Source organism: Hymenobacter busanensis, assembly GCF_008727865.1.
Taxonomy (GTDB): Bacteria; Bacteroidota; Bacteroidia; order Cytophagales; family Hymenobacteraceae; genus Solirubrum; species Solirubrum busanense.
This window is the reverse complement of record NZ_VTWU01000005.1, coordinates 449601-463237: the sequence shown is the minus strand read 5'-3', so window position 1 is coordinate 463237 and position 13637 is coordinate 449601. Positions and strand designations below refer to the sequence as shown.

Genomic DNA, 13637 nt, shown 5'->3' with positions numbered 1-13637 from the left:
CGAGCTACTTTGCAACGCTCCCGAGGTGTTTTGAAACGCTGCCGAGGTGATTTAGCACTCTCCCGAGGTCTTTCACACGGTGTCGCGCCTGTTTGCGACGCTTCCGAGTAGCGTTGAAACGGTCCCGCGACACGTTGCAACGGTGCCAAGCTGGACTACCAGGCCCCCCCGCCCTGGCCCCATTTCGGCCCGCCGCCGTAGCTTCGCCCGGGCCGCTTGCGTATGCAGGCCGCTACCCCTCTCCTATGAACCGACTTCTGCTCCGGCTCGGCTTCGGCCTGCTATGCGCTACTGCCGCCTCGCCCCTGCTGGCCCAAACCACGCCTGCCGATACCACCATTCGCATCGTAACGCCCCCGGCTCCGGCCGCGCCGGTAGTTACGCCCGCCGCGCCCGTTTTCACCCCGCCGCGCATTGAGGCCACGGCCCAAAAAGCCCCGCTGCAAGCGCCCGTGTACGTGCCGCTCGACCACGAGGTGTACCGCCTGATTGACCGCTACGCTATCAAGTTCGGCGCCGATTCGCTGGGCGACATTCACACGTCCAACCGGCCCTACAACCGCGCCGCCGTGGCCCGCCTAGCCGAGCGCATTTACCCTACAAGCAGTGGCACACGCAATACTCCCAATGACACCTATCCTAAAGATGTAGGAACGTTGGAACTAGGCTCAAGAGGCGAAAGGAGAAGTGGACCTGACCGTTTCAACGCCCGCTACTTGTTGCGCGACAATTGGCAGTACGTCACCAATCCGGAGAACCGCGCCCAGAACGTGAGCCAGAAGCCGCTGCTGAAGCGCTTCTACCGCAACCCCGCCGACCTCTACAGCGTCGATACCGAGGACTTCACCCTGCGCGTGAACCCCGTGGCGCACTTCCAGCTCGGCTCCGACACCGAAACCTCCGACGGCCTGCGCTTCGTGAACACCCGCGGCGTGCAGCTCGAAGGCACCATCGACCAGCGCCTGGGTTTCTACACCTACCTGGCCGACAACCAGATGGCCGTGCCGCTCTACGTGCAGCGCCGCGTGCAGCGCGACACCATTGTGCCCCACGAAGGCTACTGGAAATACTACAAGCAGGACCTCACCAACCCCGCCGCGCCCAGCAAGTACGACTTCCTCACCGCCCGCGGCTACCTCACCTATGCCGCCACCAAGCACATCAACGTGCAGCTCGGCCACGACCGTAACTTCATCGGCAACGGCTACCGCTCCCTCATTCTGTCCGATTACGCGGCGCCGTATTTCTTCCTGAAGCTGAACACCCGCATCTGGAAGTTCAACTACCAGAACCTCTTCGCCGAGCTGAACGCCGACCGCGGCGGCAAGGACCGCGTCGACCCCAAGAAGTACCTCGCGCTGCACCACCTGAGCCTCGACATCACGCCTTCCCTGAACGTGGGCGTGTTTGAGTCGCTGATTTTCGCCCGCGGCAAGGGCCGCTTCGAGCTGCAGTACCTCAACCCCATCATCTTCTACCGCAGCGTGGAGCAGGGCCTCGGCTCCGACGACAACGCCCTGCTCGGCGCCGACTTCAAGTGGAACATTCGCCGCCGCGCCCAGCTCTACGGCCAACTCGTGCTCGACGAGTTTATCCTGAGCGACGTGCGCGCCGGGGCCGGCTCCATCAACAACAAGCAGGCCCTGCAGCTCGGCGCCAAGTACATCGACGTGGCCGGCATCCGCAACCTCGACGTGCAGGCCGAGTTCAACTACGTGCGCCCCTACACCTACCAGCACGTCGATTACTTCACCAGCTACACCCACTACCAGCAGCCGCTGGCCCACCCCATGGGCGCCAACCTGCGCGAGCTGCTGGGTATCATCAGCTACCAGCCGCTGCCGCGCCTGAGCCTGGTGGGCAAGGCGTTCTACGTGGTGCAGGGCCTCGACCTGGTTGAGCCGCTGACTGTGCCCGGCACGCCCACCACCGTCAACTACGGCGGCAACCCGCTGCTGGTGTACATCAACCGCCCGCTCGACGGCAGCGGCAACGTGCAGTACACCGGCTACCGCGTGGGCAACGGCATCCGCTACGAGCTGCTCCACGCCGATCTGACCGCGACCTACCAGGCCCGCCACAACCTCTTCTTCGACGCCAAACTCATCGTGCGCCACTCCAACCTGTACGGCAACGAGGCTATTCCCTCGGTGTCGCTGCGCTGGAACGCCGCCCAGCGCCTGCACGAATTCTAGACCCACGGACCACGGATTCGAGCGAATTTTCGAATGCCACGGATTTTGTGGACGATTTGAACGGACGTGGTGCCACGGCTTTTTCGGTCGTGGCACCACTGTTTTTAAGCTGCAAAGCTTGATGCGGTTCTGCGCAAAGTAAACGTCGAGGTGCCACGACTATGGAGTCGCGGCACCTCGCGTTTCCGGGCCGTCCACGAAATCCGTGGCATCCGAAAAATCCGTCAGAATCCGTGGTCTACCTTTGCAGCTTCCGATGAAGACCTACCTCCGCATTCTGCAGTTTGCCCGGCCCTACGCCGATTTTCTGCCGCTATACCTGCTCTACACCGTGCTGGGCATCTTTTTCGGCATTGCCAACTTCGGCATGCTGATTCCGCTGCTCAACATCCTGTTCGACACCACCGGCAAGATGCTGGCCGAGGCGCCCACCGCGCCGCCCGACTTCAACTTGTCGCTCTCGTTCATCACGGGCACGTTCAACTACTACTTCCGCTCGGTCATCGAAACCCAGGGGCGGCTCAGCGCACTGTCGTTTGTGTGCTTGCTGCTCATCGCGTCGGTGTTTCTGAGCAACCTGTTTCGGTACCTGAGCTTGCGCCTGCTGGCTAAGGTTCGGTCCCGCGTCATTCGCAACCTGCGCGCCACGCTTTACCACCGCGTGATGCAGCTGGAATTGGGCTACTTCTCGTCGACCAAAAAGGGCGACCTGATGTCGCGCTTCACCAACGACGTGCAGGAAGTGGAAACCTCGGTGGTCAACTCTCTCACGGCCGTCATTCGCGAGCCGCTGAGCATCATCAGCTTCTTCGCGGTGCTGTTCTTCATGTCGGTGAAGCTGACGCTGTTTACGCTGATTCTGCTGCCGCTCTCGGGCGGACTGATTGCGGGCATTTCCAAGCGGCTGCGCAACCAGGCCAAGCAAAGCCAAAGCACGCTGGGCACCATGCTGTCGGTAATTGACGAAACCCTGGGCGGCGTGCGCGTCATCAAAGCCTTCAACGCCGAGCCCTACATCACGGGCAAGTTTCACCAGCAAAACGAGCAGTACGCCCGCACCCAGCGCAACATCGACAACACCCGCGACCTGGCCTCGCCGTTTTCGGAGTTTGCTGGCGTGTCGTTGGTGGCGGCGCTGCTGTACTTCGGCGGCACGCTGGTGCTGGGCGGCCAGTCGGACCTCACGGCGGCCAATTTCATTACCTACATCGTGCTGTTTTCGCAGGTGCTGGTGCCGGCCAAAGCCTTGTCGGCCGCGTTCAGCAACATCCAGCGCGGGCTGGTGGCCGGCGAGCGGGTGCTCAGCGTCATCGACACCGAGCCGACCATCATCGACCGCGCCGACGCCCACTCACTGCCGCCGTTTCAGCAGCAGATTGAATTCCGCGACGTGGCCTTCAGCTACGGCGACAACACGGTGTTGCAGGGCATCAACCTGACCATTCCCAAGGGCAAAACCGTGGCCTTGGTAGGCCCCTCGGGCGGCGGCAAAAGCACCCTGGCCGACCTCGTGCCGCGTTTCTACGACCCCACCGCCGGCCAGATTCTCATCGACGGCCACGACCTGCGCGCCTGCACCCTGCATTCGGTGCGCGACCAGATGGGCATCGTCACCCAGGAAAGCATTCTGTTCAACGACACCATTTTCAACAACATCCGCTTCAACACCGAAGCTACTGAGGCCGAAGTCATCGAAGCCGCCAAAATTGCCAACGCCCACGAGTTCATCGTGGCCGCGCCGGATGGTTACCAGACGATGATTGGCGACCGGGGCGCGCGCCTGTCGGGCGGGCAGCGGCAGCGCCTTAGCATTGCCCGCGCCATTCTGCGCAACCCGCCCATCCTCATCCTCGACGAAGCCACCTCGGCCCTCGACACCGAAAGCGAAAAGCTGGTGCAGGAGGCTCTCACGCGCCTGATGGCCCACCGCACCTCGCTCGTTATTGCCCACCGCCTGAGCACCGTGCAGCACGCCGATGAAATCGTGGTTATCCAGCAAGGTCGCATTGTGGAGCGCGGCACCCACGACCAGCTCGTGGCCCGGCCCGACGGCCTTTACGCCCGCCTGAGCAAGCTGCAGAATAACCCCGCTCTGGCGTAGGGCCGGCGTGGCAGGCGTCCGGCGGCCCCAGCCTAATTCACCTAAAACCCGGTTGCATCCGTAAAGAGGCTATATTTCGTCGGCCCGATATCGTTCGGGCCCGCCGCCACCTTTCACCGACCGCTTTACCCCCATGTCAGCCCTCCGCCGTTTCCTCACCGTCGTTGTGATGGTGTTTCTGCTGCTTTCCCTGCTCTTCATTTCCCTGCCCGGCGCCCGCGACGCCATGATGAGCATGACCGGCGGCGACCGAGCCGATTTCTGGTTTACCATGACCGTTATCGGCACGCTGCTGCTGCTGCTGCAATTGCTGGTGGAAAACGTGCACGGCGTGTCGCTGCGCCGCGACATCACCCGCCACGAAATGAAAGTCAACGAGCTAAAAGCCAAGCTCTACGACCACCACCTCGACCGCGAAGGCCGTCCCGCCATGCCTGCTTCGGTACACACCGGTACTGGCCCCACGTTTACGCCGCCCGCCCCGGCACCCAACGCCATTCCGCGCACCGGCACGGCCGTGCCTCCGCCCTCGGCCGCCGATTTGCCGCCGAGTGCCGTGCCCCCTACCACCACCCCGTACCCGAACGACCCGCCGCGCGTGTAACTTTGCCGCGTGGCAGCTACCCTCCCCGACCTCTCGACAATCATCCGGGCCGAACTTACCGAAGCCCGCACCGTGCTCGACCGTTTTCTGGCCGAGCCGAAAAACATTGCGGACATCGAACACGCCGCCCGCCTGCTGGCTACTAGCCTGCGGGCGGGCGGCAAGGCGTTAAGCTGCGGCAACGGCGGCTCGCTCTGCGACGCCCAACACTTCGCCGAAGAACTGAGCGGCCGCTACCGCCACGACCGACCAGCCCTAGCCGGCATTGCCCTGACCGACGCCTCCCACATGAGCTGCGTGGCCAACGACTACGGCTACGAGTTCGTGTTCAGCCGCTACGTGCAGGCCCTCGGCCGCCCCGGCGACGTGCTGCTGGCCATCAGCACCAGCGGCCACTCGCCCAACATCCTGCGCGCCGCCGAAGCCGCCAAGGCCGCCGGTATGCAGGTCGTTGCCCTCACCGGCAAAGACGGCGGCCCCCTGGCAGCTGTGGCCGATGTGGAAATCCGCATCCCGCACCACGGCTACGCCGACCGCATTCAGGAAATCCACATCAAGGTGATTCACATCCTGATTATGCTCATCGAGCAGTTGGTGAAGTAGTCATGACTGAGCTTGATGCGCTTTATCAGAAAGCAATTGACGAACAAGCTCTGCTTATAATGGATCGAGGCAGTGCGGCCATTAAGGCTCTTCCCGATTACGGCGACTTCACTGTGCTAATTAAAGGCCAAGAAGTTCGCGGCTACTGGATGCGTAATGTTTTACATGAGAAGAAGCACGTCATATTTGAATTGTCGCGCAGCTTGTGGTTGGGCTTTTACCGCAAATACTTGAGCGGGGTCGGAATACATGCCGACGGCTCGACTTTCTTATTATCAGATGAAGAAGTAGGCGACTATGACTAGACGATGCTTCTTCGGTATCTGCGTTATGAAGCCACACCTTTTTAATCATTTATCTTAGCCCAGTCTTTTCCACTACTCAATCTATGCTTACCAAAACCTACGGCTCGGCCGTGCAGGGCGTTAATGCTTACACGATTACCATTGAAGTCGTCGTATCCCAGGGCACGTTGTTTTATGTTGTGGGGCTGCCCGACAACGCTATCAAGGAAAGCCAGCAGCGCATCGAGGCGGCCATGCGTTTTCGCGGCTACAACATGCCGCGCACCAAGGTGGTGGTGAACATGGCCCCGGCCGATATCCGCAAGGAAGGCTCGGCTTACGACCTGCCCATTGCGCTGGGCATTTTGCACGCCTCGCAGCAAATAACCACCGAACGGCTGGGCGAGTACATCATCATGGGCGAGTTGTCGCTCGACGGCGAACTGCGGCCCATTCGCGGGGTGCTGCCCATTGCCATTCAGGCCCGGAAGGAAGGTTTCAAAGGCTTCATTCTGCCGAGAGAAAACGCTAAAGAGGCTGCCATCGTCAATAATCTAGACGTTATTCCCGTCACGACCATGCAGGAGGCCGTCGACTTTCTGGAAGGCCGGCAGGACATTGAGCCGCTGCGCATCGACACACGCGACGTGTTCGAAACCGAAGCCAATCAGTACGCCGCCGACTTTGCCGACGTGCAGGGCCAGGAAAACATCAAACGGGCACTGGAAATTGCAGCGGCCGGTGGCCACAACGTGATTATGGTGGGGCCACCCGGCGCGGGCAAAACCATGCTGGCCAAACGTTTGCCGGGCATATTGCCGCCTCTGAACCTGCACGAGGCGTTGGAAACCACCAAGATTCACTCAGTAGCCGGTAAACTGGGCGCGGGCGGCTCGTTGCTGGGTACGCGGCCCTTCCGCTCGCCCCACCACACCATTTCCGACGTGGCTTTGGTGGGCGGCGGCGGCAATCCGCAGCCCGGTGAAATCTCGCTGGCCCACAACGGCGTGCTGTTTCTCGACGAGCTGCCGGAGTTCAAGCGCACGGTGCTGGAAGTCATGCGCCAGCCACTGGAAGAGCGCCGCGTGACCATTTCGCGGGCCAAGGTCAGCATCGACTTCCCGGCCAACTTCATGCTCATTGCCAGCATGAACCCCTGCCCCTGCGGCTACTACAACCACCCCGACAAAGACTGCGTGTGCAGCCCCGGCGTGGTGCAGCGCTACCTCAACAAAGTCTCGGGCCCGCTGCTCGACCGTATCGATTTGCACGTGGAAGTTACGCCCGTGTCGTTCGACGAGATGACCCAGCCGCGGCCCGCCGAGCGCAGCGGCACCATTCAGCAGCGGGTGAGCGAGGCGCGCAAACGGCAGGCCGAACGCTTCAAAGACATGCCCGAGGTGCACTCCAACGCCATGATGCCTTCGCAGATGGTGAAGGACGTGTGCCGCATCAGCGACGCCGGGCGCACCTTGCTGAAAACGGCCATGGAGCGCCTCGGCCTCTCGGCCCGCGCCTACGACCGCATCCTGAAAGTGTCGCGCACCATTGCCGACCTGGCTGGCACCGACGACATCCGCATCGAGCACCTGGCCGAGGCCATTCAGTACCGAAGCCTCGACCGGGAAGGCTGGGCTGGCTAAAGGCAATGAACCATGCAGAAGGAGCCATTATCAGTGAGTAATTATTACCAGCCTCGCCGCCCGCGTTACTCATTTCTCCTTGTTCCTTAATCATTGCAAAGCATGCTGTATCAGCACGTAGTAAAGCCGCTGCTCTTTCGCCTCGATGCCGAGCAGGCCCATCATTTGGTATTTGGCGGCCTTGGCATGGCAGGTGGCGTGCCGGGCGTGCAGGCGGCGCTACGCAGTCAGTTTAGCTACCGGCACCCGAGCCTGGAGCGCGAGGTATTCGGGCTGAAATTTCGGAACCCGATTGGGCTGGCGGCGGGCTTCGACAAAGACGCGCGGCTGGTGGACGAGCTGGCGGCGCTGGGCTTCGGCCATGTGGAAATTGGGACGGTGACGCCTCGCCCGCAACCGGGCAACCCTACCCCGCGCCTGTTCCGGCTGCCGACGGATAGGGCGCTGATTAACCGCATGGGCTTCAACAACGGCGGCGCGGCGGCGGCGGCCGAGCGGTTGCGCAAGCGTAGCGCCGACATCATCATCGGCGGCAACATCGGCAAGAACAAGGACACGCCCAACGACACTGCGGCGGCCGATTATGTAGCCTGCGTGGAGGCGCTGCACGACGTGGTCGACTATTTTGTGGTGAACGTGTCGTCGCCGAACACGCCGGGGCTGCGGCAGCTGCAGGAACGGGAGCCGCTGCTGGCCTTGCTGCGCACGGTGCAGCGCACCAACCAAGCACAGCGTACGGCTCGGCCGCTGCTGCTCAAGATTGCGCCCGACCTCAGCAACGAACAGCTCGACGACATCATCGGCATTGTGCAAGAAGCCGGGCTGAGCGGCGTGGTAGCCACCAACACCACCATCGACCGCACTGGGCTGCAAACTCCCGCCGGAATCGTGGAGCAGCTGGGCGCGGGCGGGCTCAGTGGTGCTCCGCTGCGCAACCGCGCTACCGAGGTCATTCGCTACCTGCACACGCAGTCGGGCGGGGCGTTTCCCATTATCGGGGTGGGCGGCATCTTTTCGCCGGCCGATGTGCAGGAGAAGCTGGCGGCCGGGGCCTCGTTGGTGCAGCTCTACACGGGCTTTATTTACGAAGGGCCGGGCGTGGTGCAGCGCATGTGCCGGGAACTAGTAGCCGCCGGGCGCGTAAAGCAAGGTTGACGCAAACGCCCGCTGCGCTTCGCTTGGGCGTACCTGTTTCGTTCACCTTCAAACCACTACACCGCCATGGGCAAAGGAGACATGAAGTCGCGCAAGGGGAAGCTCTCGGCCGGCACGTTCGGCAAGCGGCGCCCACACAAACCGCCGGTGAAATCGACCGGCACCAACACCAAACCGGCTGCCAAAGCCGACGCGCCCAAATAACGCGCCTCGGCAACCACCTCGACCGTTCACCCAAAGCACGCGCCCGCTCCGAAATAGGCTTCGGAGCGGGCGCGTGCTGTTATCGAGTTTGCGTATCAGGACACCCGCGCCAAGGGCTGCGCTTCGGGGCGCAATTGCGCCACATCGGCCATGCGGCGGCCGTTGGCAAACTGCTTCTTGTAGCGGTAAATCCACCAGGCCAGCAGCGGCGTGCCCACGGCCGTGGGCCACAGGAAGCGTACTTCCACGGGCAGAAACGTGAACGAAGTAGCCGAGAAGGCCGATACCGCCGCGATGTACGAAATAACGAAGCCGCGCATGTGGTCGAAAAACCAGCAGGTGGCGTCGGGTGCGGGCCGGTAGAGCTTGCGCAACTCGCCGTAGGCCAAGCGGGCCCCAATCAGGCCAAATACCACCGGCACCAGCTGGCGCGTAGCAGCCCCGTAGGCCACCGTACCGATGAACACCAGCAAGCCCAGCCCCGAACCAAGCCAATCGTACAGCGCCGGCTGCTGGCCGCGGCCGAGGCGCTTCTGGTAGAGGGCGCGGTAGCCGAGATACGACAGGTAGAGCGAAAAAACGCCCGTGAGCAGCAGAAACGTGAGGCCTTTGAACGCCGCCGCTGCAATGGCGGTAACGCCGGCCGTGAGCATGGCCCAGAAAAACACCTTGCCCCAGAAGCGGTGCGCGCCGCCGCCTTTGCGCGTGGCCAGGGCCACAGGAGCCACAAAAAAGCCAATCATGCCGCAGCCAATGTGCAGCCAGCGGTTGTAGGTGAGCAGCGTTTCGAGGTCCATGACGGGGTGGGTTGCAGGGTTGGTAGGGCCAAGTTGCAAAGCCAGGCTAGCCGCCGCAACCGTCCGCTACCAAAGCGCCGGATAACCCGCCCGAACCGTGGAAACAGGCTCCTGAACCGAAAACGCGTCTATAGCTTCACGCCTATTTTCCACTCCAGCGCGTCGGCGGCGCCGCGGTGCACTTTCAGGTCCATGGCCCCGAACAGGCGCTCGGTGAAGTGGTATTTCAGGCCGATGCGTTCGTAGTAGAACTTGTTCGACTTGTAGGGATTGTAAAGGTAAAAACCCAGGTGTGTGTCGAAGGCGAGGCGACCGAACAGCAGCTCGTGGCCGAAGATGATGCCGGCTTTTTTCACGTCCTGCAAAGAGCGGCCCGCCGGCACGGTGTCGCGCTGCTCGGCAATGAGCGACCGGTCGTAGAAGCCCTCCAGGCCCACCAGCAGGTTGCTTTTGCGGTTGACGCGCCGCCCGCCAATCACCGACACCGAGTTGACGGCGTAGAGCTTGGTATCGGACTCGTTGCGCTGCTTGAAGGCCACGCTGGTGCTGACGTTCAGGAAGTTCTTGCCCAGCTCGGCGGGCACGTCGGCGCCCGGCACCAGCGGCAGCGGGACGGCGTTGCGCTGCTGGTGGTAGTTCAGGCCCACGATGAGCGTGGGAATGTTGATGCCCAGGTTGGGCTTGGCCGTGGCGCCGTTGGAGTAGTGGTTGAAGGCCACGCCCAGCAGCATGGCCACCTTGGGCGTCAGGGCCACGTCGTATTCGGCGCGGGCCTGAATGGTGGCGTTAAGCGCCGACGAAACGAAGGTGTTTTTGTGGTTGGTTTCGAGGTCGAACCGATTGGGAAAGTAGCCGATACCGGGCCCCAGACGGAAGCTCAGCTGCTGCCGCTCGGTGCGCCAGAAGGTCTTGTTCAGGTAGATACTGGCGGCATACGACTTGCCCAGGATGCTGTTGTGGTAGTCGTAATACACCAGGGCCATGCCCACTTTGGGGTAGCGGTACCAGGCGTGCCACGGCGCGCTGCCGTTGAGCTGACGCTGCAGATTCAGCTCGAAGCCGGTGGGGTGGGCCGTAACCAGGTGCTTCACCCGCGGCGAGTGCGCAATGATGAAGCCGCCCTGCGCATACGCGCCCGCAATGAGCGGACCCGGTTTTACCGCTTCGGCGCTTTGGGCCGCGGCCGGCGCAATGCTGCCCACGCAGCCGCTGATGCAGAGCGAAAGAAAAAGAATTCGGGAAGACATGAGCAGCAACAAGCAGGGCCACAAAAGTAGCGAAACCGTGCGCTTGTCAGGCCTTTAGCTGCGCAGATGACCGTGACAGCCGGCAGGCCGTATAAGCATTACCATAGAGTGAATTTTCCACTCTGCTGCAACATCGGAACCGGCCTTGCAGTAAAGGGCACAGATTTACCGACCCGGTACGTGCTGTTGAACGGCCTTTGAGCCGACGTTTTCCACCCACATTTCGCATTCCCACCATGAAAAAATTATCTGCACTCGCGCTTACGCTGCTCGTTGGTTCTGCCGCCTACGCCCAAGACCCGGGCGGATTCCGCCTCGGCCTGAAAGCCGGCGCTACCTACTCCAACATTTCCGGCGACAACGTCGAGCAGATTGCCGGCTCGGGCTACGAAACCAGCCTCGGCAAGTACAAAATCGGCTACAACGTAGGCGTGGCCGCTACGCTGCCCATCAGCAGCGACGGATTCTTCGCCATCCAGCCGGAAATTCTCTACAACCGCAAGGGCTACCAGATCGAAACCGACTCCAAGAGCACCAACACCAACCTGGGCACCGGCGTTTCGAAGGTGGAGCAGGAGCAGGAGCGCGTACTCCACTATATCGATGTGCCGGTGCTGGCCCGCATCAACGCCGGCGGGCTGTTCTTTGAGTTGGGTCCGCAGTTCAGCTACCTGTTTGGCTCGAAAGTGAAGTCGCAAACCACCACCAAGTACTCCAACGGTACCAAAGACAAGGTGGAGGATAACGGCGGCTTCCTCGATTACACCGGCGTGAGCCGCGACGACGCCTACAAATCGGACCTCTCGCAGTTCGACCTGAGCGGCGTGGCCGGCCTGGGCTACCAAACCGATGCCGGCCTGAGCATCAACCTGCGCTACGCCCGCGGTTTCAACTCGCTGCTCGACACCAAAGATGCCGACAACGAGCCCAAAGCTTTCAACAACGCCTACACGTTGCAGATCGGCTACTTGCTGCCGGTGGGCAAATAGTTTCGCCTCGCTCCGTCTTCGCAGGCCGCTCCTACCGGGAGCGGCCTGTTTTTTTATGGCCCAGCCTCTGCGGGTTACATCATCGGAACCGGCGCCACAAGCTGCCAGCGGACCAGTTTGGCATGTTTCTGGTTTTGGCGGACGAAACGCAGTTGTTTCCTAACTCCACTTCAAACTGCTTTTCTCCCATGAAAAAAGTCGTTTTTGCTTTCGCCACGCTGCTTGCCGCTTCGGCGGCCGTGTCCTCGGCCCAGGCCCAGGGCGTACGCCTCGGGTTCCGCGCCGGCGGCAACTACTCCAACCTGGCCGGCAACATCCAGAACGAGGCCACCTACAACAACAAAATCGGGTTTTTGGGCGGGGTGATGCTCAACGCCGACCTTTCCGGCGACGGGTTTCTCTCGCTGCAGCCCGAGGTGCTGTTTTCGCAGAAAGGCTTCGAGAACAAGCCCACCGAATACAGCCGCACGCTACTGGGCATCGGCTACACCGAAAAGCGCGAGGGCAAGGTCAACTACAACTACCTCGACGTGCCGGTGCTGCTGAAAATCAATGCCGACGGGTTTGTGTTTGAGGCCGGGCCGCAGTTCTCGTATCTGCTTAACTCCAACAACGAAACCAAGACCATCCGCACCACGTCTGACGGCCGCACCACTACCCAGGAAGCCACCAACCAGAACGACGTGAGCGGCCTGAACCGCGCCGAGCTGGGCTACGCCGCCGGCGTGGGCTACCAGGCCGAGAACGGCCTGGGGCTGAGCCTGCGCTACACCGGCGCCTTCTCCGACTTCGTGAAGTCGGACAACGGCACGTACTTCAACGGCGACCTGCAGAACGCCCGCCAGTCGGCCTTCCAACTCTCGCTTGGCTACCTCATTCCGAGCAAATAACCGGCTCCGGCCGTAACCTGCGCAGCCCGGTCAACTTCTTGTTGGCCGGGCTGTTTGGTATTGCAAATCCGCGCCGACATGGGGCGCAGCACCCCGAAATCAACCCTTTTATAGGACTTGCTCGTATGTGGAGTGCTTTTTAGCCCCACGACGGCCGTGGTGCTTCTCTCACTCAACCTCTCTCTTGCCGTATGAAAAAGACCCTACTGGCAGCTGCCGCGCTTTGCGCCGCCTTTGCAGCTACTTCTTCCGCCCAGGCCCAGGGCATCCGCTTTGGCGTGAAAGCCGGCGTCAACTACTCCAACCTCGCCGGCGACCTGACCGACGAAGACCGTTACGAAAGCAAGATTGGGCCCCACGCGGGCGTGCTGGCCAACTTCGACGTGACCGGCGACGGGTTCTTCTCCATCCAGCCCGAGGTGCTGTACTCGCAGAAGGGCTTCCAGTACAACGACACCGAGTTTACCATCGGCAATACCAAGTACAAGTACTCGGGCAAGGTCAACTACAACTACATCGACGTGCCCATCATGCTCAAGATCAACGCCGACGGGCCGTTCTTTGAGATTGGGCCGCAAGTAGGCTACCTGCTCAGCGTGAGCGACAACGTGAAGTCGACGGTGAACGGTCAGACGACCACCAACACCAGCACCTACAACAACCTCGACAACGTGCAGCGCACCGAGCTGGGCTACGTGGCGGGTGTGGGGTACCAGGCTTCCTCGGGCCCCATGATTGGGCTGCGCTACAACGGCGGCCTGAGCAAGTACGGCAAAGACAACGCGCCGAACAACGACTTCAACAACGCCCGCAACTCGGCCTTCCAGCTGTACGTGGGCTATCTGTTCGGCGGCAAATAGCCGACGGGATACGTCCCACAACCGCTCTTTCCTACGTATGCTCTGATTCTGCCGCGGCGCGGTTG

General features: G+C 61.8%; 13 protein-coding genes. 11 read left to right on the top strand and 2 right to left on the bottom strand.

Translation table 11 applies throughout. The features are described from left to right. Window positions 1–245: 245 nt before the first annotated feature. The 8 genes from F0P96_RS15415 (at window position 246) to F0P96_RS15380 (ending at window position 8789) form a co-directional block, all read left to right on the top strand. On the top strand, window positions 246–2195 hold the full coding sequence (locus F0P96_RS15415; protein ID WP_151079799.1) for a capsule assembly Wzi family protein: 1950 nt from the start codon (window positions 246–248) through the stop codon (window positions 2193–2195). Window positions 2196–2451: 256 nt separating this feature from the next. Further along, a complete protein-coding gene (locus F0P96_RS15410) occupies window positions 2452–4296 on the top strand; it encodes an ABC transporter ATP-binding protein (RefSeq protein WP_151079798.1) in 1845 nt (614 codons plus the stop codon). A gap of 133 nt (window positions 4297–4429) precedes the next feature. Beyond that, complete coding sequence (locus F0P96_RS15405) at window positions 4430–4900, top strand: hypothetical protein (protein ID WP_151079797.1); 471 nt, start codon at window positions 4430–4432, stop codon at window positions 4898–4900. Between the two features lie 9 nt (window positions 4901–4909). Next, the gene (lpcA, locus tag F0P96_RS15400) at window positions 4910–5503 is read left to right on the top strand and encodes a D-sedoheptulose 7-phosphate isomerase (RefSeq protein ID WP_151079796.1); all 594 of its coding nucleotides are present in this window, start codon (window positions 4910–4912) and stop codon (window positions 5501–5503) included. A gap of 2 nt (window positions 5504–5505) precedes the next feature. Next, window positions 5506–5808, top strand: a complete 303-nt coding sequence (locus F0P96_RS15395) for a hypothetical protein (protein WP_151079795.1) — start codon at window positions 5506–5508, stop codon at window positions 5806–5808. Window positions 5809–5891: 83 nt separating this feature from the next. Continuing rightward, window positions 5892–7430: a YifB family Mg chelatase-like AAA ATPase gene (locus F0P96_RS15390; RefSeq protein ID WP_151079794.1), complete on the top strand. Its 1539-nt coding sequence runs from the start codon at window positions 5892–5894 to the stop codon at window positions 7428–7430. A 105-nt stretch (window positions 7431–7535) separates the two neighbouring features. Beyond that, the gene (locus tag F0P96_RS15385; RefSeq protein ID WP_151079883.1) at window positions 7536–8585 is read left to right on the top strand and encodes a quinone-dependent dihydroorotate dehydrogenase; all 1050 of its coding nucleotides are present in this window, start codon (window positions 7536–7538) and stop codon (window positions 8583–8585) included. Window positions 8586–8651: 66 nt separating this feature from the next. Then, on the top strand, window positions 8652–8789 hold the full coding sequence (locus F0P96_RS15380; RefSeq protein WP_151079793.1) for a 30S ribosomal protein THX: 138 nt from the start codon (window positions 8652–8654) through the stop codon (window positions 8787–8789). Window positions 8790–8884: 95 nt separating this feature from the next. Here F0P96_RS15380 and F0P96_RS15375 read toward each other — a convergent pair whose 3' ends face one another. Together F0P96_RS15375 and F0P96_RS15370 are read right to left on the bottom strand one after the other, a co-directional pair. Continuing rightward, a complete protein-coding gene (locus tag F0P96_RS15375; protein WP_151079792.1) occupies window positions 8885–9586 on the bottom strand; it encodes a DUF2306 domain-containing protein in 702 nt (233 codons plus the stop codon). Between the two features lie 128 nt (window positions 9587–9714). Continuing rightward, a complete protein-coding gene (locus F0P96_RS15370) occupies window positions 9715–10833 on the bottom strand; it encodes an acyloxyacyl hydrolase (protein ID WP_151079791.1) in 1119 nt (372 codons plus the stop codon). 236 nt (window positions 10834–11069) lie between these two features. Between F0P96_RS15370 and F0P96_RS15365 the strand changes: the two genes are divergently transcribed. The 3 genes from F0P96_RS15365 (at window position 11070) to F0P96_RS15355 (ending at window position 13572) form a co-directional block, all read left to right on the top strand. Continuing rightward, the gene (locus tag F0P96_RS15365; protein ID WP_151079790.1) at window positions 11070–11822 is read left to right on the top strand and encodes a porin family protein; all 753 of its coding nucleotides are present in this window, start codon (window positions 11070–11072) and stop codon (window positions 11820–11822) included. A 188-nt stretch (window positions 11823–12010) separates the two neighbouring features. Next, a complete protein-coding gene (locus tag F0P96_RS15360; protein WP_151079789.1) occupies window positions 12011–12712 on the top strand; it encodes a porin family protein in 702 nt (233 codons plus the stop codon). 191 nt (window positions 12713–12903) lie between these two features. Beyond that, a complete protein-coding gene (locus F0P96_RS15355) occupies window positions 12904–13572 on the top strand; it encodes a porin family protein (RefSeq protein ID WP_151079788.1) in 669 nt (222 codons plus the stop codon). The last annotated feature ends 65 nt before the right edge of the window (window positions 13573–13637 follow it).

Coding starts and splice junctions, on each gene's coding strand:
- F0P96_RS15395 (WP_151079795.1), top strand. CDS start 5,506: ATGACTGAGCTTGATGCGCTTTATCAGAAAGCAATTGACGAACAAGCT.
- F0P96_RS15405 (WP_151079797.1), top strand. CDS start 4,430: ATGTCAGCCCTCCGCCGTTTCCTCACCGTCGTTGTGATGGTGTTTCTG.
- F0P96_RS15415 (WP_151079799.1), top strand. CDS start 246: ATGAACCGACTTCTGCTCCGGCTCGGCTTCGGCCTGCTATGCGCTACT.
- F0P96_RS15370 (WP_151079791.1), bottom strand. CDS start 10,833: ATGTCTTCCCGAATTCTTTTTCTTTCGCTCTGCATCAGCGGCTGCGTG.
- F0P96_RS15355 (WP_151079788.1), top strand. CDS start 12,904: ATGAAAAAGACCCTACTGGCAGCTGCCGCGCTTTGCGCCGCCTTTGCA.
- F0P96_RS15360 (WP_151079789.1), top strand. CDS start 12,011: ATGAAAAAAGTCGTTTTTGCTTTCGCCACGCTGCTTGCCGCTTCGGCG.
- F0P96_RS15380 (WP_151079793.1), top strand. CDS start 8,652: ATGGGCAAAGGAGACATGAAGTCGCGCAAGGGGAAGCTCTCGGCCGGC.
- F0P96_RS15390 (WP_151079794.1), top strand. CDS start 5,892: ATGCTTACCAAAACCTACGGCTCGGCCGTGCAGGGCGTTAATGCTTAC.
- F0P96_RS15365 (WP_151079790.1), top strand. CDS start 11,070: ATGAAAAAATTATCTGCACTCGCGCTTACGCTGCTCGTTGGTTCTGCC.
- F0P96_RS15375 (WP_151079792.1), bottom strand. CDS start 9,586: ATGGACCTCGAAACGCTGCTCACCTACAACCGCTGGCTGCACATTGGC.
- F0P96_RS15410 (WP_151079798.1), top strand. CDS start 2,452: ATGAAGACCTACCTCCGCATTCTGCAGTTTGCCCGGCCCTACGCCGAT.